Source organism: Streptomyces sp. NBC_00557, assembly GCF_036345995.1.
Taxonomy (GTDB): domain Bacteria; phylum Actinomycetota; class Actinomycetes; order Streptomycetales; family Streptomycetaceae; genus Streptomyces.
The window spans coordinates 5,973,317-5,992,366 of record NZ_CP107796.1 but is presented as its reverse complement, the minus strand read 5'-3'; the positions used below and the strand labels follow the sequence as shown (position 1 = coordinate 5,992,366).

Sequence of the window (19,050 nt, the reverse complement as noted above, 5' to 3'; positions counted from 1 at the left end):
GTTTAATTTGCATCTCAGATGCAAGTTTTCTTAGCGTTCCGATCAGTCGAGTTGCAAGGAGTCCCGATGCTGACCGAGCAGTCCGCAGCCACCGTCCGCGCCACCCTTCCCGCCGTCGGCGCGGCCATCGGCGACATCACCGAGCGGTTCTACGCCCGGCTCTTCGCCGCCCACCCCGAGCTGCTGCGGAACCTGTTCAACCGCGGCAACCAGGCCTCCGGCGCCCAGAAGCAGGCCCTCGCCGGCTCGATCGCCGCCTTCGCCACCCACCTGCTGGACCACCCCGGCCGGCGGCCCGACGCGATGCTCGGCCGGATCGCCCACAAGCACGCCTCCCTGGGCGTGGCCCCCGAGCACTACCCGATCGTCCACGAGCACCTCTTCGCCGCCATCGCCGAGGTCCTCGGCGAGGCCGCCACCCCCGAGGTCGCCGCCGCCTGGACCGACGTCTACTGGCTGATGGCGAACGCGCTCATGGCGATCGAGAAGCGGCTGTACGAGGAGAGCGGCAGCACCGAGCGGCGGCCCTGGGAGGTCGTGGAGCGCGTCGCGGAGACCGCGGACGTGGTCACCTTCCGGCTGCGCCCGGCCGACGGCTGCCCGGTGCGCGACTTCCGCGCGGGCCAGTACGTCTCCGTCCAGGTCGAGCTGCCCGACGGCGCCCGCCAGATCCGGCAGTACAGCCTGTCCGGCGCGCCGGGCGGGACGCTCCGCCAGTTCAGCGTCAAGCGCGTGACCGGCGACGACGCCACCCCCGCCGGCGAGGTCTCGAACCACCTCCACGCGCGCGTGCGGGTCGGCGACGTGCTGCACCTGTCCGAGCCGTACGGCGACCTCGTCCTGGACGCCGACGCCGGCACCCCCCTCCTGCTCGCCTCCGCGGGCATCGGCGTCACCCCCATGGTCGCGATGCTGGCCGACCTCGCGGCGAACGGGCACGCCGCTCCGGTCACCGTGGTCCACGGCGACCGCTCCCCCGCCGGCCACGCTCTGCGCACCGAGCACGAGACGTACGCCGGGAAGCTCGCGGACGCCTCCGTGCACTTCTTCTACGAGCGCGACGCCGGGCCGGGCGCCCGCACCGGCCTGGTCGACCTCGCCGGCATCGCCGTACCGGCCGGCACGCGCGCGTACCTGTGCGGACCGCTGCCCTTCATGCGCGCGGTGCGCGGTCAGCTGATCGAGAAGGGTGTGGCCCCGGCCGACATCCACTACGAGGTGTTCGGCCCGGACCTGTGGCTGGCCCAGTAGGGCGGCTGACCGGTCAGGCGGACAGGCCGCGTCCGCCGGCCACCTCGGTCTCCTTGTTCATGAGCGGTGACAGCCTGTCGGCCAGGGCTTGCTAGTCGGCGGTACGGCCGTGGGCCGACGACCAGCAGCCTGCCGTATCCGGCAAGGACTGCACCGGCCCGCTGTCCGCCGGAAGCGTCCGCGGACCGGATCCGGCGGGCGGCGTCAGCACGCCCACCTCGTAGTCCGTGGGGTGCGAGACCGGCTCGGTGACCATGGGACGGCGTCGGCCGGGTCCCGCAGGCCGAACGCGACGATCGTGTACTGGTTGCCGGACGCGTTCTTGTAGAGGACCCCGATCACGCCCCGGCAGCGTCGCCGCCGGGGACGGCCGCGCCGAGCGCACCGGCCGCTCGGAGGGTGCGGCCGGCGCCTGCGGGGGCGCGGCCGCCGCGCGCTCCGCCGTCCCGGCCGCCGTCGCGTGCCGCGTGCGGTGCGCCGTACTCAGCCAGAAGGCCGCCCCCGCCACCACGGCCACGGCGGCGGCGACGGCCGTCGCCGCCATCAGGCCCCGGCGGCGCGGCCGCCGTGCGGCGGCCCCGGGTTCAGCCGCGGCCGGCTGGTGCGTCCCCCGGCTCTTCTCGAGCTCCCTGACGAACTCGTTCCACCGTTCGTCACCCGTCCCCCTGGCTCCCCTCCGTCACGCGCGCACCTTGGCGCCCGTCGGTGAACCCGGTGCGCCGGGAACCGTCAACCGCCCCGCGGTCCCCGGGAGATGCCCAGCAGCAGCGGTCCCGTCGGGTCGGTGACGATGTCCGCCACGGTGACCGGGTCCAGCGCCGCGTAGAACGCCTCCTGGGCCCGGCGCAGGGCGCCTCGCAGGCGGCAGCCGGAGTTCAGGGGGCAGGGGGCCGTACCCGAGGTGCCCTCACAGTCGACGACGTCCCCGTCGCCCTCGAAGGTGCGCACCACCGCGCCGACCGAGGCCGTGCGGCCCTTTCCGGTCAGCGCCAGACCGCCGCCCCGGCCGCGTCTGGCGTCGACCAGGCCCAGGTGCTGGAGTTCGGCGACGACCTTCGCCGCGTGCGTGTACGGCACGTCCATGTCTTCCGCGACCTGGCGGGTGGTGGGCGTGGCGTCGCCGGCCACGGCCAGTCGCATCAGGACGCGCAAGGCCAGGTCGGTGGAGCGCAGGAGCCGCATACCAGGAGCCTAGGTAATACGCATCCTCCGTTCAAATTTTCTCCCGGTCACTCTTCGCCGCGCCCCGTCTACGGAAGTGGGCTCCTTTCCCACTACGATCAGCGGGCCCCACCCTTCCCGTTGCCGGCCCTTTCCCCCAGAAGGACACCTCATGGGTTCCGCCAAGAACAGCGGCGCGACGCGCAAGGCGCGCATCGAGGAAATGCGTCGAGCCGAGCGTGTGCGCGAGCGCCGCAACCGCGTCGTCGCCATCGCGGCGAGCGTGGTGGTCGTCGCCGGCCTCGTCGTCGGCGGTGTGGTCCTGGTCAACTCCCAGTCCGGGAAGAAGAAGGACACCGTGAGCGACGCCAAGCCCGCCGGGAAGTCCGGGAATTCCGGGGACTCCGGGCACTGGGTCACCGGCAGGGACGGTGTGCGGACCTGGTCCGGCAAGCTGGCGCGGACGCACGTGCAGACCAAGGTGTCGTACCCGATGCACCCGCCGGTCGGCGGCAACCACAACCCGGTCTGGGCGACCTGTGACGGCACCGTCTACACCAAGCCGCTGCAGGACGAGAACGCCGTGCACTCGCTGGAGCACGGCGCGGTCTGGGTGACGTACACCGGAAAGGCGAGCAAGGCGGACGTCGACGCGCTCGCGGCGAAGGTGCGGAAGACGCCCTACTCGCTGATGAGTCCGTACGAGAACCAGGCGGCGCCGCTGGTCCTGTCGGCGTGGGGCCACCAGGTGGCCGTCAGGAGCGCGTCGGACCCCGAGGTGGACAAGTTCTTCGCCGCCTACGTCCAGGGCCCGCAGACCCCGGAGCCCGGTGCCGCCTGCACCAGCGGGGCGATGTAGTGAAGCGGCGGCACGCCGGCTGGATCGCCGGAGCCGCGGCGGCGGTGCTCGTCGCGGCCGGCGCGGTCACCTACGCGGTCGCCGAGGACGCCGGCGGTCCGGTTCCGAGGGTGCCGGGCGCGGAGTCGGCGGACGCCGGGTTCGCCCGGGACATGGCCGTGCACCACCAGCAGGCCGTGGAGATGTCGTACATCGTCCGGGACCGCACGAAGAACCCGGAGGTGCGGCGGCTGGCCTACGACATCGCGCAGACGCAGGCCAACCAGCGCGGCATGCTGCTCGGCTGGCTGGACCTGTGGGGCCTGCCGAAGGTGTCGGCGAAGCCGCGGATGGCGTGGATGGGCATGGGCGACATGCCCGAGCGCGGGGACGGCTCGCTGATGCCGGGCATGGCGACCGACACGGAGCTGAGGAAGCTCCGGTCGCTGAACGGCAGACAGGCCGAGATCCTCTACCTGCAGCTGATGACGGAGCATCACAAGGGCGGCATCCACATGGCCGAGGGGTGTGTCCGGAAATGCACCGTCGGCGTGGAGAAGCGGCTCGCCCAGGGCATGGTCGACGCGCAGCAGTCGGAGCTTCAGGTGATGGCGCAGATGCTCAAGGAGCGGGGCTCCGCGCCGCGTTCGTGAAAGCGGGACAGCGGTTTCGTAATCGACCCGTGAGGACAAATCGGCTCAAATCGGCCTAACTGACGGTTACTTGAGCTTCTCTTGACCATTCCGTTCCCCTGGCATGAACGGTTCATCGAAAGAGTGACCCCCATCGTGTGATCCATACGGTCGGCCGAACCGCCGCGGGCCGGCACGCGGACGCATGACGCATCAGCCACTACATGCATGCGAACCGCATCGCAGGGGGTTCTATGAGATCCAACCGCGCCAAGCTGCGCGCCGTGAGCATGGCAGCGACACTGCCCATGGTCGCCGGCGCGCTGGCGCTGGGCATACCCGCGGCACACGCCGCGGACAGTCCCGCTCGTTCCGCAATCAAGGGCACCAAGCCGCTGTGGGCCACGGCCAAGGCGGACAAGGGCGCGACCTCGAACAGCGCCCAGGTGAACGCCCGGGTCTACCTGGCCGGCAAGGACGCGGCGGGCCTCGCCGCCTACGCCAAGGCCGTGTCCGACCCCAGCTCGCCGCTGTACGGCAAGTACCTGAGCGCCAAGAAGGCGCAGGCCGCCTTCGGGGCCACCAAGGCCCAGGTGGCCGCCGTGAAGTCCTGGCTGACGTCGGCCGGCCTGAAGGTCACCGAGGTCACCCAGCACTACGTCGCCGTCTCCGGTGACGTGGCCGCCGCCGAGAAGGCGTTCGGCACCCAGCTGCACAACTACGCCAAGGGCTCGAAGACCTACCGCGCCCCGGCCCAGACGGCCTCCGTCCCGGAGAGCCTGAAGGGCGCCGTCCTCACCGTCACCGGCCTGGACAGCGCGCCGCACAAGGCCAACCACGACGACCAGCTGCCGCCGCCGGACGCCGTGTTCAAGAACTCCGGGCCGTTCTCGTCGTACTTCGGCTCGAACATCGCGACGACCCTCCCGGACGCGTACGGCGGCAAGATCCCGTACGCGATCAAGGGCTACACCGGCAAGCAGCTGCGCGCCGCCTACGGCGCGGGCGACTACACCGGCAAGGGCGTCCGCGTCGCGATCACGGACGCCTACGCGTCCCCGACGATCGCCTACGACGCGGGCAAGTACGCGGTCAAGCACGGTGACGCGGCCTGGACGACCGGCCAGCTGCACCAGGTGCTGCCGAAGAACTACACCAAGACCAAGGAGTGCGGCGCCGCCGGCTGGTACGGCGAGGAGACCCTCGACGTCGAGGCCGTGCACGCGGTCGCCCCGTCCGCCGACGTCACCTACGTCGGTGCGGCCTCCTGCTACGACGACGACCTGCTGGACTCGCTCAGCAAGATCGTCGACAACCACCTGGCCGACATCGTCTCCAACTCCTGGGGCGACATCGAGGCCAACCAGACCCCGGACCTCGCGGCCGCCTACGACCAGGTCTTCCAGCTGGGCGCGGTGCAGGGCATCGGCTTCTACTTCTCCTCCGGTGACAACGGCGACGAGGTCGCCCACACCGGCACGAAGCAGGTCGACACGCCCGCCAACTCCGCCTGGGTGACGGCGGTCGGCGGTACGTCCCTGGCCGTGGGCAAGGGCAACACGTACGAGTGGGAGACCGGCTGGGGCACCGAGAAGGCGACCCTGTCGGCCGACGGCAAGAGCTGGACCAACTTCCCCGGCGCCTTCACCTCGGGCGCGGGCGGCGGCACCAGCAAGACGGTCGCCGAGCCGTACTACCAGAAGGGCGTCGTCCCGGACGCGCTGGCCAAGGCCAACAACGCCTCCGGCAACCGCGTCGTCCCGGACATCGCGGCCATCGCCGACCCGAACACCGGCTTCCTGGTCGGCCAGACCCAGACCTTCCCGGACGGCTCGCAGCAGTACAGCGAGTACCGCATCGGCGGCACCTCGCTCGCCGCTCCGGTGATCGCGGCGGTCCAGGCGCTGGCCCAGGAGGCGCGCGGCGGCAAGGCGATCGGCTTCGCCAACCCGGCGATCTACTCCAAGTACGGCAAGCACGGCGTCTTCCACGACGTCACGGACAACCCGACGGGCTCCGGCCTGGCGGTCGCCCGTGTCGACTTCGCCAACGGCTTCGACGCCGCCGGCGGCCTGCTGACCTCGGTCCGCAGCCTGGGCAAGGACAGCTCCCTGTCCGCGGTCAAGGGCTACGACGACGTCACCGGCGTGGGCTCCCCGGCGAACGGCTACGTCCAGTCGTACGCCCAGAAGCACTGACGCGCTGACGCTCCGCCGAGCGGAAGGGGCGTGGGGTCACCGGACCCCACGCCCCCTCTCTTCGACCCCTTGACCTCTGTGACCGGTCTCAGTGGCGCAACGCCTGCGAGCCCTCCGGCACGTGGGACGTCACCACGCGGCCGGCCGACGGAGTCGCCCGGCGCCGGTCCACCGCCCACGCCACGCTTGCCACGCCCAGGCCCAGCACGGCCAGCATCGCGCCGGCCAGTGCGGGGGACGTCGTGCCGAAGCCTGCCGCGAGGGCGAGGCCGCCGATCCAGGCGCCGCCCGCGTTGGCGAGGTTGAAGGCCGCCTGGTTGGCGGAGGAGGCGAGGGAGGGGGCCGCGGCCGCCTTCTCCATGACCATCAGCTGCAGCGGCGAGCCGGTGACGAACGCCGCCATCCCCAGCAGCGCCACCGCCAGGGCCGCGCTCCACTCCGCCCTCATGAGGAGCGGGAACAGCGCGAGGACGAGTCCCAGCGAGGTCAGGCCGCCGAAGAGGGTGCCGCGCAGGGAGTGGTCCGCCAGGCGGCCGCCCAGGAGGTTGCCCGCCGTCGCGCCCACGCCGAACAGCGCCAGCAGCAGCGTCACGTTCGTCTCCGCGAACCCGGCCGACTCCGTCAGCATCGGGGCCACATAGCTGTACGCCGCGAAGAGCGCGCCGAAGCCCGCCACCGTCGTGCCGAGGGCCAGCCAGACCGGCAGGGACGTCAGCGCGGCCAGTTCGTGGCGCAGGCCCGTCGGCGCCGCCGTACGCCCCCCGGCACGCGGAACGAGCAGCGCCAGCGACGCGATCGCCGCCAGGCCGATCACGCTCACGCCCAGGAAGGTAGCCCGCCAGCCCAGGTGCTGGCCGACGAGCGTCGCCACCGGCACGCCCGCGATGTTGGCGACCGTCAGGCCCAGGAACATCAGCGACACCGAGCGCGCCTTGCGCTCCGGCGGGACCATCGCGGTGGCGACGACCGCGCCCACGCCGAAGAAGGCGCCGTGCGGCAGTCCGCTGAGGAAGCGGGCGGCCAGCAGCGCGTCGTCGCCGGGGGCGAACGCCGAGAGGGCGTTGCCCGCGACGAACAGGGCCATCAGGGCGATCAGCACCGTGCGGCGGGACATGCGCGCGGTGAGCGCGGCCAGCAGCGGGGCGCCGATCACCACGCCCAGCGCGTACGCCGAGACCAGGTGCCCGGCGGCGGGGATGGAGATGTGCAGGTCGTCCGCGACGTCGGGCAGCAGGCCCATCATCACGAACTCGGTCGTTCCGATTCCGAAAGCGCCGACGGCCAGAGCGAGCAGGGCCAGGGGCATGAAGGGCCTGTGCCTTTCGAGGTCGGGGGGCAGGATTCCGTACAGCTTATGTTCAACTGCGGAACAAAGCCTCTCAGGCCCGGTATTCCAAGGGGTTACGACGACGTGTCCAGCTTCACACGGGCAGCCACCGGAAGGTGGTCGCTGCCGGTGCGGGGCAGGGTCCAGGAGCTGTCCGGCTCCACGCCCCTGACCATGATCTGGTCGATCCGCGCCATCGGGAACGACGCCGGCCAGCTGAACCCGAAGCCGCTGCCCGCCGCGCCCTGTGTGGAACGCATCTGGGAGGTGACGGCGTTGAGCGAGCGGTCGTTCATCGTGCCGTTCAGGTCGCCGAGCAGGATGACCCGCTTCAGCGGCTCGGCCGCGATGGCCTCGCCCAGCGCGTCGGCGCTCGTGTCGCGCTGCCGGGCCGTGAACCCGGCCTTCATCTTCACCCGCACCGAGGGCATGTGGGCGACGTACACCGCGACGGGGCCCTTCGGCGTGGCGAGGGTGGCCCGCATCGCGCGCTTCCAGCCGAGCTTGATGTCCACCGCCCGCACGTCGCTCATCGGGTACTTGCTCCACAGGCCGACCGTGCCCTCGACCGCGTGGTACCGGTACGTCGGCGCGAGCGCCTTCTCGTAGACGGGTACGGCGCCTGCGGGGACCTCCTCCAGGGCCAGGACGTCCGCGCCGGAGGCGGCCACCTGGCGGGCGGTGCCCGCGGGGTCGGGGTTCCCGGCGTTGACGTTGTGGGTCGCCACCATCAGGTCGCCGCCCGAGCCGGTCTTGTCGGTGAGCAGCCCGCCGAAGAGGTTCAGCCACACGACCGCCGGGAGCAGCACGGCGATCAGCGCGGTCGCCGACCTGCGCAGCAGGCCGAGGAGCAGCAGCACCGGGATGGCGAGGCCCAGCCACGGCAGGAACGTCTCGGTGAGGCTGCCGAGGTTGCCCACCCGGTTCGGGATGCGCGAGTGCAGCAGCATCACCAGGGCGAGGATCACGGCCAGCGCCGCCAGGACGATGCCGCGGCGCCAGACGCGCCGGTCGCCCCGCAGGCCGTCGAGCAGCCGGTGCAGCAGGCGCCGAAGCCGGGTTCCCGGTCGCTCGGGCCCCGAGCCGCCGTCTGCCGTCTCCGTCATGTACGCCTGCTGCGCCATACCGTCTGCCTCACTGCCTGCCGTGCACACGCCGTCGTTCCCCCGTGCCTGTGACGACCCTAGGGGATGATCGGCTCCGTTCCCGCCGTCGTACGACGGCCGTACGGAAGACGATGACGAGTGAAGCGGGAGGAGGGGTTCCGTCACTCCCGGCACACCCGGGGTTTGTGACGAAACGTGCACATCGGTGCTACGAGGCTGTCGAGCTGACGGGCCGTAGGCCTTCCAGGACCGCGTCGACGATCCGCTCCGCGAGGTCCTCGGGGAGGTCGCCGTCGGGGCGCAGCACGGTGCGCACCAGCATGGGGCCGACGAACAGGTCGTTGGCCAGCTCCAGGTCGACGTCCGGCCGCAGTTCGCCGTTCTCCCGGCCCCGGCGCAGCACCTCCATGCCGAGTTCGCGGCGGGGCGCGATGACGCTGGCGTGGTACGCCGACCAGATCTTCGGGCTGTGCTTCATCTGCGCGTAGACGTTGTGCAGGATCGCCGAGCTCCGCTGGACGAGCCCGCGCCGGCGCAGGGACTCCAGCAGCACGACGAGGTCGTCGCGCAGGGAGGTGCCGGGGAGTTCGGGGTCGGGGGGTTCGGCGGCGCGTACGACGTCGACGAACAGCTCCTCCTTGCCGCTCCAGCGGCGGTAGATGGTGGCCTTGCCGACGCCGGCCGTGCGCGCGACGCGCTCGATGGAGAGTTCGGCGAGCGGCACGCCCTCCTCCAGGAGCTTCATCACGCCTTCCAGGATGGCCCGTTCCACGGCCTCGCTGCGGGGTCGCCCCCGCGCGGGCCCGTCCGGCCGCGGCCGGCTCTCGGCAAGGCTCACGTCGTGTCCGTCCTCTCACTGTGCTGCGGGAATTGTCCCGCAGCCGCCTCCTTCCCCCGTGTACGACCGTACGACCGTACGGTCTCGGTCCGCGTCCGCGTCGCGCGTCACTCCGCGGCGACGGCCAACTCCGCCTCCTGTTCGTCCGCCTGAGCGGCCGGCGGCTTGCCGGGCAGGAACAGGGCCGTCACGACGGCGCCGACCAGCGCCACGCCCACGCCGCACAGCGCGGTGACGTGCATCGCGTGCAGGAACGCGTCGTCGGCGGGGGTGACCAGGGCCTTGCCCTGCGGGCCGAGCCTGCCGGCGATGCCGAGGGTGGCCTCGATGGACTCGGCGGCCTTGTCGCGCAGGGCGGGCGGCAGCATGCCGAGCTTGCCCTCGATGCCGTTGCGGTACGACGTGGCGAGCACCGAGCCGAGGACGGCGATGCCGAGGGCGCCGCCGACCTGGCGGAAGGTGTTGCTGAGCGCGGAGGCGGAGCCGGCCTTCTCGCGCGGCAGTGCCTGCATGATGACGACCGAGGTCGGGGTCATGATGTGCGCCATGCCGGTGCCCATGAGGAAGAAGACGACCTCGAGGATCCAGATCGGCGTGTCGGCCTCGAAGGTGGCGAACGCGGCCAGGGTGGCGGCGATCAGCACCAGGCCGGCGGTGGTGGTGGCCTTGTTGCCGAACCGGTCGACCAGCAGCCGGGCGCGCGGCGCGAAGATCAGCTGGGCGCAGGCGAGCGGCAGCATCAGCACGCCGGACTCCAGCGGGGAGTAGCCGCGCACGCTCTGGGTGTAGAAGACGCCGAAGAACGTCACCCCCATCAGCGCGAAGAAGACCAGCGCGATGGCGCTCATGGCGGCCGAGAACACCTTGTTCTTGAAGTAGGTGACGTCGAGCGAGGGGTGGTCGCTGCGCTTCTCGAACAGGACGAAGCCGGTCAGGACGACGAGGCCGGCGATGATGGTGGCGAGCACCTTGGCGTCGGTGAAGTCGGCCAGTTCGCCGCCCTTGATGATGCCGTAGACCAGCAGCACGAGGCCGACGACGGACAGGACGACGCCGATGGGGTCGAGGCGGCCGGGCTTCGGGTCGCGGGAGTCGGGCACCAGCCAGCTCATCAGGATCAGCGCGACGACCACGATCGGCACGTTGATGAAGAAGACCGAGCCCCACCAGAAGTGGTCGAGGAGCGCGCCGCCGGTGATCGGGCCGATGGCGATGGCGAGGCCGACGCCGCCGGCCCAGATGCCGATGGCCTTGGGCTGCTCCTCGCGCTCGAAGACGTTCATCAGCACGGCGAGGGTGGCGGGCATGACGAAGGCGGCACCGAGGGCCATCAGCGCGCGGTAGGCGATCAGCTGGTCCGGCGTGCCCGACTCGGCGGCGAGCATGGAGCCGATGCCGAACACGGCGATGCCGCCGAGCAGCACCTTCTTCCGGCCGAGGCGGTCGCCGATGAGGCCGGCGGTGAACAACAGGCCGGCGAAGACGAGGGTGTAGGCGTTGATCGCCCACTCGATCTGCCCCTGGGAGGCGCCGAGGCCGGTCGGCGCGGGGCTGGCGATGGTCTTGATGGCGACGTTCAGGATCGAGTTGTCGAGCACCACGATGAGCAGGCTCAGCATCAGGACGCCGAGGATCGCCCAGCGGCGCCGGTGCACCGCTTCCGGTATCCGGGAGGCAGGGACAGGACTTGTCATGTCTTCGAGCCTACGGCAATTTCGATACGGAACGGTCTCGTATCTTACGTCTTTATCAAGGCGTTACGCGGCCCGCTTCCTCCGGCGCGGGACGGACGGTCCCGGAGCCGGACCGGCCACCGGCGGGGACACGGACCGGCCATCGGCGGGGATCACAGGCGCCCCCTCTGGCCGTGACTGGCACGAGGTGCCACCATGGAGACGATCCGGGGACGCCGTGAGGGCGCCTCGAGATGACTGAAGGAGCCGTTGCCATGACGCAGCTTTCGGCTGCCCAGAACAAGCCCTCCGACGGCAGCAAAGCGCTGTACGGAGGGAAGGGCACCCGCCGCATCACCGTCCGCGACATCGCCCTCGCCAAGGAACGCGGCGAGAAGTGGCCCATGCTCACCGCCTACGACGCGATGACCGCGTCCGTCTTCGACGAGGCCGGGATCCCGGTGCTCCTGGTCGGCGACTCGGCGGGCAACTGCCACCTCGGGTACGACACGACCGTGCCCGTCACCCTCGACGAGATGACCATGCTGTCGGCGGCCGTCGTACGCGGCACGCAGCGCGCCCTGATCGTCGGCGACCTCCCCTTCGGCTCCTACCAGGAGGGCCCGGTGCAGGCGCTGCGCTCGGCGACCCGGCTGGTGAAGGAGGCCGGGGTCGGCGCGGTCAAGCTGGAGGGCGGCGAGCGCTCGCACGACCAGATCCGGCTCCTCGTCGAGTCCGGCATCCCGGTCATGGCCCACATCGGCCTGACCCCGCAGTCCGTGAACGCGATGGGCTACCGGGTGCAGGGCCGGGGCGAGGAGGCTGCCCAGCAGCTCCTGCGCGACGCGAAGTCCGTCCAGGACGCGGGCGCCTTCGCCGTCGTCCTGGAGCTGGTTCCGGCGGAGCTGGCGGCCGAGGTGACGCGCGTGCTGCACATCCCGACCGTCGGCATCGGCGCCGGACCCGAGACCGACGCGCAGGTCCTGGTCTGGACGGACATGCTCGGCCTGACCTCCGGCCGGGTGCCGAAGTTCGTCAAGAAGTACGCCGACCTGCGCCAGGTCATGGGCGACGCGGTGAAGTCGTTCGCCGAGGAGGTCGTCTCCGGCGCGTTCCCGCTGGAGGAGCACTCCGTCCACTAGCCACTGCGGAAACACCCGGGCAGCCCCGCTGATCTTCCCCCGTCAGCGGGGCTGCTGGGTTTCCGGCAGGCCCCGCCGCCGACGCCCTGCCGGCCGGCTGTCGGCGCCGTTGTCGGTCGGCTGTCGGTGGTTTGTCGGTGGCGGCTGGCACGCTCTTCGGCATGACGCGAATCCATGAGAACCCCGGCGGCGCGAGCCACGCCGTGACGGTACGGGGACTGGTCAAGCACTACGGCGAGACCAAGGCGCTGGACGGTGTCGACCTGGACGTGCGCGAGGGCACCGTGATGGGTGTGCTCGGGCCGAACGGCGCCGGCAAGACCACCCTCGTCCGGATCCTGTCCACCCTGCTCGCCCCGGACGCCGGCCGGGCCACCGTGGCCGGCTACGACGTCGTACGGCAGCCCCGGCAGCTGCGCCGGGTGATAGGGCTGACCGGGCAGTACGCCTCGGTCGACGAGAAGCTGTCCGGCCGGGAGAACCTGTACATGATCGGCCGGCTGCTGGACCTGCCCCGCAGGGACGCCCGCGCCCGCGCCGACGAGCTGCTGGAGCGGTTCTCGCTGACCGACGCGGCCAAGCGCCCGGCGAGCACCTACTCCGGCGGTATGCGGCGGCGGCTGGACCTGGCCGCCTCCATGATCGGACGGCCCGCCGTCCTCTACCTGGACGAGCCGACCACCGGGCTCGACCCGCGCACCCGCAACGAGGTGTGGGACGAGGTGAAGGCGATGGTCGGCGACGGCGTGACCGTGCTGCTGACCACCCAGTACATGGAGGAGGCCGAGCAGCTCGCCTCCGAGCTGACCGTGGTGGACCGCGGCAAGGTCATCGCGGGCGGCGGCATCGAGGAGCTCAAGGCCCGCGTCGGCGGGCGCACCCTCCGGGTCCGGCCGGTCGATCCGCTGCAGCTGCGGCCGCTCGCCGACATGATGGACGAACTCGGCATCACCGGGCTCGCCAGCACCACCGTGGACACCGAGTCCGGGACCCTGCTGGTGCCGATCCTGAGCGACGAGCAGCTGACCGCCGTGGTCGGCGCCGTCACCGCGCGCGGCATCACGATCTCCTCCATCACCACCGAACTGCCCAGCCTGGACGAGGTGTTCCTGTCCCTCACCGGCCACCGCGCCAGTGCCCCGCAGGACACCGAGCCCGCCGACTCCCGCGAGGAGGTCGCCGCATGAGCGCCACCACCATTGCCGTTCCCACCGACGCCCGTATCCCGCTGCGCGGCCACCTGCGGCACACCGGCGCGCTCATCCGGCGCAACCTGCTGTGGATCCGCCAGGACCCGGAGTCGATGTTCGACGCGCTGCTCATGCCGGTCGTCTTCACCCTGCTGTTCGTGTACGTCTTCGGCGGCTCGATCGGGCAGGCGCTGGGCGGTGGCCAGAGCAGGTACGTGCAGTACGTCATCCCCGGCATGATCGCCATGATGAGCATGACGCTGGCCCAGGGCGTCGGCACCGGCTTCAGCCAGGACTTCAACAGCGGGGTCATGGACCGGTTCCGGTCGCTGCCGATCGGGCGCGGGTCCGTGCTGTTCGCGAAGATCGCCGTCGAGCTGGGGCGGATGCTGTTCGCCACGGCCGTGCTGATGGTCGTCTCCGTGCTGGTCGGCTTCCACATCACCAGCTGGACCGGCCTGTTCGCGACCGTCGGCCTGTCCGCGCTGTTCGCCTCCTCGATCATGTGGGTGTTCCTCACCCTCGGCGTCATCCTGAAGAACGCGCAGTCGGTGCAGGCGATGGGGTTCCTGGTGCTGTTCCCGCTGCAGTTCGGGTCCTCGATCTTCGCCCCGACCGCGTCGATGCCGGGCTGGCTGCAGCGCTTCACCGACTACAACCCGCTGTCCACGCTCGCGGACGCGGCCCGCGGACTGATGATCGGCGGTCCGGTCGCGCACGACCTGTGGGTGACGGTGGCCTGGTCGGTGGGGATCACGGCGGTCATGGCACCGGTCGCGATCCACAAGTTCCGCACCAAGCACTGACAGCTCAGACGAGGGCGGTGGCCTCCGCGAGGGAGAGGCCACCGCCCTCGGCGTACGCGGCCCGGAAGGCGGGCTCGTCCAGCACCTGCCGGATCCGCTCCTCCGTCAGGTCGTGGCAGCGGCGCTCGACGCCGGACAGGATGTGCCCGGTCGGCAGCAGCGCGTCGGCGGCGCCCAGGCAGCGGGCGGCGTCGGCGGCGCGGCTGCCGCCGTCGAGGCCGGCGAGGGCCATCGCCGCGCTGTTGAGGCAGATCGACTCCAGGTGCGGGGCGATGGTCTGGGTCAGCGGGTCGCGAGCCAGGCTCAGCGCCCGCCGGCACCGCTCGAGCGCTTCCTCGGCCCGGCCGTCGAGGGCGTCCAGCCAGGCCTCCTGCGTGAGCAGCATGGAGTCGAAGACGACGAAGTGCGCGATCCTGAACTCCTCGCGCAGCAGGACCAGTTGCTCCCGCGCTTCGGCCACGCGGCCGGTCAGGCCCAGCCAGCAGGCGAGGAAGAGCCGGGCGGCGGGCATCGCCTCGTTGAGGGAGCCGTCCTGGCTCGCGATGACGTCCCTGAGCAGCCGCTCGCCGCGCTCCATCTCCCCGACCTCCATGAGCACGGCGCCGAGGCGGGCGCGGAGGATGGCGATCTGGCCGCGGGCGCCGAGGAGTTCGGCGTGCTCGATGGCCGCGCGGTAGTCGGCGGCGGCCTCGTGGTAGGCGCCCTGGCGTTCATGTGCCTCGCCGCGGGCGGAGAGCGCCTCGGCGGTGCCCCAGGCGTCCCCGAGGCGGCGGAAGATCTCCAGCGCCTCCTCGGCGTCCTCGGCGGCGTTGCCGGCCCAGGCGGCGCGGTTGGCGAGGAGGTTGGCGCGCATCTGCAACGTCACGGCCAGTTCCCACTCGTAGCCGGGGGTGTCGCGGCTGGTCCGGACGCAGGCGTCGATGACCGTCCACATCCGCTCGGCGCCGCCGGTCAGCATGACGGCGTAGAACCACAGCAGGCCGGGGACCCGGCAGGTCTGCGGCATCCCGGGCTCGTAGGCGCGGGCGATGGCGCGCAGTTTCGCCTGCGCCTCGGGCGTCTGCCAGGCGGACAGGTCGTGGTCCATGCAGGCGAGGTGGGCGAGGTGGACGCCGCGCCGGGCCTCGGCGAGGACCTCCCCGGTGTACGGGGGCGGGGTCTCGGTGCACGGCCGCCACACCGGCCGGGCGGGCCGCAGCGGTTCGGCGAAGGGGTCGGGTCCGAGCGCCATGACCTCCTCGCACCAGCCGCGGGTCTCGATGCGCTGGTCGCGCATCTGCCAGAAGGACGCCAGGGACAGCACCAGGCACAGCCCCTCCTGCTCGTCGCGGGCGGCGACGGCGTGCCGCAGGGCGGTGCGCAGGTTCTCGTACTCCGTCTCGAACCGGTCGATGGCGGCCCGCTGCCCGGGGCCATGCAGCAACCGGTCGGTGGTGCGGGCGAGTTCGCGGTAGTACGTCAGGTGGGCGCGCTCGGCCTCGGCGCGCCGCCCGGTCTCGTCGAGGCGTTCGCCGGCGTACTCGGCGACGGTCTCCAGCAGCCGGTAGCGCATCTGGCCGTCGGCCGAAGGGGCGGCCACCACCAGGGACTTGTCGACCAGGGAACCCAGCGCCTCCAGGGCGGCCGGGCCGCAGACGGCCTCGGCGGCGGCGAGGTCGCAGCCGCCGGCGAACACGGACAGCCGGGCGAGGACGTCCCGTTCGGCGGCGTCCAGCAGCTCCCAGGACCAGTCGACGACGGCCCGCAGGGTCTGCTGGCGGGGCAGCACGGTGCGGCTGCCGGAGGTGAGCAGCCGGAAGCGGTCGTCCAGCCGGTCGGCTATCTGGCGCGGGGTGAGCATCCGCAGCCGGGCCGCCGCCAGCTCGATCGCCAGCGGGAGTCCGTCCAGCCGCCGGCAGATCTCGGCGCACGCCTCGGGGTCGTCCTCGATGCGGAAGCCGGGCCGGGCGGCGGCTCCCCGGTCGGCGAGCAGTCTGAGCGCGACCGGCTCCGGCAGCGGCTCCACCGGGCGCACCCGCTCCCCCGGCACGCCGAGGGGTTCCCGGCTGGTGGCGAGGACGGTCAGGTGCGGGCAGCGGGCCAGCAGGCGCTCGGTGAGGCGGGCGGCGGCCTCGATCACGTGCTCGCAGTTGTCGAGGACGATCAGCATCCGGCGGCGGGCGCAGTGCTCCACGATCCTCTCGAGCGGGTCGTCGGGCCGGTCGGCGACCGCGCGCATGCTCTCGGCGCCGGCGCCGTGCAGCACGGTCTCGCGGGCGCCGATGGCGGTGAGCACGGCCTGCGGCACGGCCTCGGGGTCGTCCACGGGGGCCAGCTCGGCCAGCCACACGCCGTCGCGGACGGTGTGCCGTAACGCCTCGGCGGCCTCCTGGGACAGCCGGGTCTTGCCGGCGCCGCCGGGCCCGAGCAGGGTGACCAGGCGGGCGGTGGCGAGGTCGGCGCCGATGGCGTCGATGTCGCTCTCCCGGCCGACGAAGGAGGTCAGCCGGGCGGGCAGGTTGCCGAGCACCTGCCGCGGCGGCTGCGGGGCCTCGTCGGTCAGCAGCCCGGCGTGCAGGGCGCGCAGTTCGGGGCCGGGGTCGGAGCCGAGCCGGTCCGCGAGCAGCCGTCGTACGTCCTCGTAGGCGGCGAGCGCCTGCGCCGGGCGGCCGGTGTCGCGCAGGGCGCGCAGCCGGAGCGCCTGCAGCGGCTCGTCCAGCGGATGCTCGTCGCACAGGGCGGTCAGCTCGGGCAGCGCCTGCTCGGCGTGGCCGAGGGCGAGGGCGGCGGTGTGCCGGGCGCGCAGCGCGTCGAGCCGGCGGGTCTCCCAGCGGGCGGCCTCGGCGTGGTGGTCGGGCAGGTCGGCGAGGGCGGGGCCGCGCCACAGGGCGAGCGCGTCGTCCAGGACGGCGGCGGCCTTGGCCGGGTCGCCGTCGGCGAGCGCGGCGAGGCCGTCGGCGGTCAGCCGCTCGAAGCGGGTGAGGTCGATGTCGTCGGGCGCGGCGGTGAGCCGGTAGCCGCCCTCGGCGGAGGCGACGGCGTCCGCGCCGAGGGCGCGGCGCAGCCGGCCGACCAGCGCCTGGAGCGCCCCGGCGGCGTCGGCGGGCGGATCGGCGCCCCACACCTCGTCGACGAGCACGCCGACGGGGACGGTCCGTCCGGCGCGCAGCGCGAGCACGCCCAGCAGGGCACGCAGCCGCGCCCCGCCGACCGGGACGGCCGTGCCGTCGGGGCGGAGTACCTGGGTGGTGCCGAGCAGGCGGTAACGCACGGGGTCCATTGTCTCCGGAGCGGTCAGCGCGGGTCACAGGGCTGGGACGGCGTGCCGCCGGGGACGTCCAGGGTGACGAGGACGCCGACGGCGTGGCGGACGCGGTGCGGGCCCGGGCTCCGGCCGGGTTCCTCCCGCTCGAACCACTTGGGGCAGCGGTCGACGGCCTGGAGGGTGTGGGCGCCGGGCACCGCCTCCATCTGGTACGGGGACGGAAGGATGACCGGCTTCCCGCCGTCCCCCGCCTGAGCGCGGTCCAGGCGCTCGAGGGCTCGCCGGTCCGTGTACGCCAGGTGCTCCTGCCGCACCAGCTCGATGGCGTGCACACGGCCCGTGGTCCGCGCGCGGTCCGTGTCGTCGTCGTCCGGGCCCGCGCCGTGGTGCTCCACCCGGGCCCCGGCGCCGTAGCCCCACCCCTGGCGGATGTCCTCGGCGTCGTGGGCGACCAGCCGCCAGGCCACCTCGTCGCCCACGGCGAACGGCGTGCCGCAGCACTCCATCTGCCAGTCCTCGTAGAACACCCTCATCCGTGGCATTCCCCCAGGTTCCCGGAACCCGGCGGCGGGCGCGAGACGTTTCTCCGAGGAGTGCGCGGCCGGTACGGTCGCACTTCCGACCGCCGACCGCACAGGAGCCCGCCGATGACCACCGCCACCACCCGCCGCGGCGACCGCCGGGTCAGTCCCGTGTTCGTCGGCATCCTGGCCGTGACGGCGGTGACGGGCTGGGCCACCTGGACCGGAGCCGCGGCGCAGCCGGGCGTCGCGGTGTTCCTGTTCGTGACCGCGGCCTGGATCGTCTCCCTGTGCCTGCACGAGTACGCGCACGCGCGCACGGCCCTGCACAGCGGCGACATCACGGTCGGCGCGAAGGGCTATCTCACGCTGAACCCGCTGAAGTACACGCACGCGCTGCTGAGCATCGTGCTCCCGGTGCTCTTCGTGATCATGGGCGGGATCGGTCTGCCCGGCGGCGCGGTGTTCATCGAGCGCGGCCGGATCCCGGGCCGCTGGCGGCACAGCCTGGTCTCGGCGGCGGGCCCGCTGACGAACGCGCTGTTCGCGGCGGTGTGCACGGCGCCGTTCTGGCTGCACGCGCTGGACGGCGTGCCCGCCGGCTTCCGGTACGCGCTGGCGTTCCTGGCGCTGCTGCAGGTGACGGCGGCGATCCTGAACTTCCTGCCGGTGCCCGGCCTGGACGGCTACGGCGTCATCGAGCCCTGGTTGTCGTACAAGGTCAAGCGCCAGGTGGAGCCGTTCGCGCCGTTCGGGCTGCTGTTCGTGTTCGCGCTGCTGTGGCTGCCGTCGGTGAACACCGCGTTCTTCGACGTGGTCGACGCGGTCCTGCGCCACCTGGGCGTGGGCGACTTCCCGCGGTACTGCGGCCAGGAGCTGTACCGCTTCTGGCAGGGCACGCCGGAGATCTGCCAGGTCAGCCCGTGACGGACGTGTCCCGCGCGGCGGCGGCCCGGCCGCGCTTGACGTAGTACCAGGTCATGTTGGAGGTCAGGCCCGCCAGCAGCACCCAGACGAGCCCCAGCCAGCTGCCCTGGAGGAAGGAGACGACGGCGGCGGCCACGGACAGCACGCAGACGACGAGGGTGTACAGGGCGATGCGGGGCATGGGGGTCGGCTCCTT

16 protein-coding genes are annotated in these 19,050 nt (G+C 72.4%); 8 read left to right on the top strand and 8 right to left on the bottom strand.

Annotated elements, in window-relative coordinates; genetic code table 11:
- Positions 1-66: 66 nt before the first annotated feature.
- The gene (locus tag OG956_RS26270) at positions 67-1,251 is read left to right on the top strand and encodes a globin domain-containing protein (protein WP_330340460.1); all 1,185 of its coding nucleotides are present in this window, start codon (positions 67-69) and stop codon (positions 1,249-1,251) included.
- Positions 1,252-1,980: 729 nt separating this feature from the next.
- Here the strand turns inward: OG956_RS26270 and OG956_RS26265 are convergent.
- Positions 1,981-2,433: an RrF2 family transcriptional regulator gene (locus tag OG956_RS26265; RefSeq protein WP_330340459.1), complete on the bottom strand. Its 453-nt coding sequence runs from the start codon at positions 2,431-2,433 to the stop codon at positions 1,981-1,983.
- Between the two features lie 151 nt (positions 2,434-2,584).
- Here OG956_RS26265 and OG956_RS26260 point away from each other — a divergent pair, with 151 nt between their 5' ends.
- From OG956_RS26260 to OG956_RS26250, 3 genes are all read left to right on the top strand, one after another.
- The gene (locus tag OG956_RS26260; RefSeq protein WP_330340458.1) at positions 2,585-3,271 is read left to right on the top strand and encodes a DUF3105 domain-containing protein; all 687 of its coding nucleotides are present in this window, start codon (positions 2,585-2,587) and stop codon (positions 3,269-3,271) included.
- On the top strand, positions 3,271-3,903 hold the full coding sequence (locus OG956_RS26255; protein ID WP_330340457.1) for a DUF305 domain-containing protein: 633 nt from the start codon (positions 3,271-3,273) through the stop codon (positions 3,901-3,903). Before OG956_RS26260 ends, OG956_RS26255 begins: the two co-directional genes overlap by 1 nt.
- 233 nt (positions 3,904-4,136) lie before the next feature.
- A complete protein-coding gene (locus OG956_RS26250) occupies positions 4,137-6,080 on the top strand; it encodes a S53 family peptidase (protein ID WP_330340456.1) in 1,944 nt (647 codons plus the stop codon).
- 88 nt (positions 6,081-6,168) lie between these two features.
- Here OG956_RS26250 and OG956_RS26245 read toward each other — a convergent pair whose 3' ends face one another.
- The 4 genes from OG956_RS26245 to OG956_RS26230 form a co-directional block, all read right to left on the bottom strand.
- The gene (locus tag OG956_RS26245; protein ID WP_330340455.1) at positions 6,169-7,386 is read right to left on the bottom strand and encodes an MFS transporter; all 1,218 of its coding nucleotides are present in this window, start codon (positions 7,384-7,386) and stop codon (positions 6,169-6,171) included.
- Between the two features lie 95 nt (positions 7,387-7,481).
- Positions 7,482-8,531: an endonuclease/exonuclease/phosphatase family protein gene (locus tag OG956_RS26240; RefSeq protein ID WP_330340454.1), complete on the bottom strand. Its 1,050-nt coding sequence runs from the start codon at positions 8,529-8,531 to the stop codon at positions 7,482-7,484.
- Between the two features lie 190 nt (positions 8,532-8,721).
- The gene (locus tag OG956_RS26235; RefSeq protein ID WP_330340453.1) at positions 8,722-9,351 is read right to left on the bottom strand and encodes a TetR/AcrR family transcriptional regulator; all 630 of its coding nucleotides are present in this window, start codon (positions 9,349-9,351) and stop codon (positions 8,722-8,724) included.
- A 107-nt stretch (positions 9,352-9,458) separates the two neighbouring features.
- On the bottom strand, positions 9,459-11,045 hold the full coding sequence (locus OG956_RS26230; protein WP_330340452.1) for an MFS transporter: 1,587 nt from the start codon (positions 11,043-11,045) through the stop codon (positions 9,459-9,461).
- A 254-nt stretch (positions 11,046-11,299) separates the two neighbouring features.
- Here OG956_RS26230 and panB point away from each other — a divergent pair, with 254 nt between their 5' ends.
- The 3 genes from panB (at position 11,300) to OG956_RS26215 (ending at position 14,162) form a co-directional block, all read left to right on the top strand.
- Positions 11,300-12,166 carry a 3-methyl-2-oxobutanoate hydroxymethyltransferase gene (gene panB, locus OG956_RS26225; RefSeq protein ID WP_330340451.1) on the top strand — a complete coding sequence of 289 codons (867 nt, stop codon included), beginning with the start codon at positions 11,300-11,302 and terminating at the stop codon, positions 12,164-12,166.
- A 161-nt stretch (positions 12,167-12,327) separates the two neighbouring features.
- A complete protein-coding gene (locus OG956_RS26220; protein WP_330340450.1) occupies positions 12,328-13,353 on the top strand; it encodes an ATP-binding cassette domain-containing protein in 1,026 nt (341 codons plus the stop codon).
- A complete protein-coding gene (locus tag OG956_RS26215) occupies positions 13,350-14,162 on the top strand; it encodes an ABC transporter permease (RefSeq protein WP_330340449.1) in 813 nt (270 codons plus the stop codon). The genes OG956_RS26220 and OG956_RS26215 overlap by 4 nt, the downstream gene beginning before the upstream one ends.
- Before the next feature lie 4 nt (positions 14,163-14,166).
- Here OG956_RS26215 and OG956_RS26210 read toward each other — a convergent pair whose 3' ends face one another.
- Positions 14,167-17,421 carry a BTAD domain-containing putative transcriptional regulator gene (locus OG956_RS26210; RefSeq protein ID WP_330340448.1) on the bottom strand — a complete coding sequence of 1,085 codons (3,255 nt, stop codon included), beginning with the start codon at positions 17,419-17,421 and terminating at the stop codon, positions 14,167-14,169.
- Positions 17,422-17,435: 14 nt separating this feature from the next.
- The gene (locus OG956_RS26205) at positions 17,436-17,939 is read right to left on the bottom strand and encodes a DUF6578 domain-containing protein (protein WP_330340447.1); all 504 of its coding nucleotides are present in this window, start codon (positions 17,937-17,939) and stop codon (positions 17,436-17,438) included.
- Between the two features lie 114 nt (positions 17,940-18,053).
- On the opposite strand from OG956_RS26205, the gene OG956_RS26200 reads away from it, so the two are divergent.
- Positions 18,054-18,854: a site-2 protease family protein gene (locus OG956_RS26200; RefSeq protein WP_330340446.1), complete on the top strand. Its 801-nt coding sequence runs from the start codon at positions 18,054-18,056 to the stop codon at positions 18,852-18,854.
- On the opposite strand, the gene OG956_RS26195 is transcribed toward OG956_RS26200, so the two are convergent.
- Positions 18,844-19,035, bottom strand: coding sequence for a hypothetical protein (locus OG956_RS26195; protein ID WP_330340445.1), 192 nt, complete (start codon positions 19,033-19,035; stop codon positions 18,844-18,846). The genes OG956_RS26200 and OG956_RS26195 overlap by 11 nt on opposite strands.
- Between the last annotated feature and the right edge of the window lie 15 nt (positions 19,036-19,050).

Bases quoted from the DNA above. Each gene is read 5' to 3' on its own strand.
- OG956_RS26270 (WP_330340460.1), top strand. From the start codon at position 67: ATGCTGACCGAGCAGTCCGCAGCCACCGTCCGCGCCACCCTTCCCGCC.
- OG956_RS26265 (WP_330340459.1), bottom strand. From the start codon at position 2,433: ATGCGGCTCCTGCGCTCCACCGACCTGGCCTTGCGCGTCCTGATGCGA.
- OG956_RS26260 (WP_330340458.1), top strand. From the start codon at position 2,585: ATGGGTTCCGCCAAGAACAGCGGCGCGACGCGCAAGGCGCGCATCGAG.
- OG956_RS26250 (WP_330340456.1), top strand. From the start codon at position 4,137: ATGAGATCCAACCGCGCCAAGCTGCGCGCCGTGAGCATGGCAGCGACA.
- OG956_RS26245 (WP_330340455.1), bottom strand. From the start codon at position 7,386: ATGCCCCTGGCCCTGCTCGCTCTGGCCGTCGGCGCTTTCGGAATCGGA.
- OG956_RS26240 (WP_330340454.1), bottom strand. From the start codon at position 8,531: ATGGCGCAGCAGGCGTACATGACGGAGACGGCAGACGGCGGCTCGGGG.
- OG956_RS26230 (WP_330340452.1), bottom strand. From the start codon at position 11,045: ATGACAAGTCCTGTCCCTGCCTCCCGGATACCGGAAGCGGTGCACCGG.
- panB (WP_330340451.1), top strand. From the start codon at position 11,300: ATGACGCAGCTTTCGGCTGCCCAGAACAAGCCCTCCGACGGCAGCAAA.
- OG956_RS26220 (WP_330340450.1), top strand. From the start codon at position 12,328: ATGACGCGAATCCATGAGAACCCCGGCGGCGCGAGCCACGCCGTGACG.
- OG956_RS26215 (WP_330340449.1), top strand. From the start codon at position 13,350: ATGAGCGCCACCACCATTGCCGTTCCCACCGACGCCCGTATCCCGCTG.
- OG956_RS26210 (WP_330340448.1), bottom strand. From the start codon at position 17,421: ATGGACCCCGTGCGTTACCGCCTGCTCGGCACCACCCAGGTACTCCGC.
- OG956_RS26205 (WP_330340447.1), bottom strand. From the start codon at position 17,939: ATGAGGGTGTTCTACGAGGACTGGCAGATGGAGTGCTGCGGCACGCCG.
- OG956_RS26200 (WP_330340446.1), top strand. From the start codon at position 18,054: ATGACCACCGCCACCACCCGCCGCGGCGACCGCCGGGTCAGTCCCGTG.
- OG956_RS26195 (WP_330340445.1), bottom strand. From the start codon at position 19,035: ATGCCCCGCATCGCCCTGTACACCCTCGTCGTCTGCGTGCTGTCCGTG.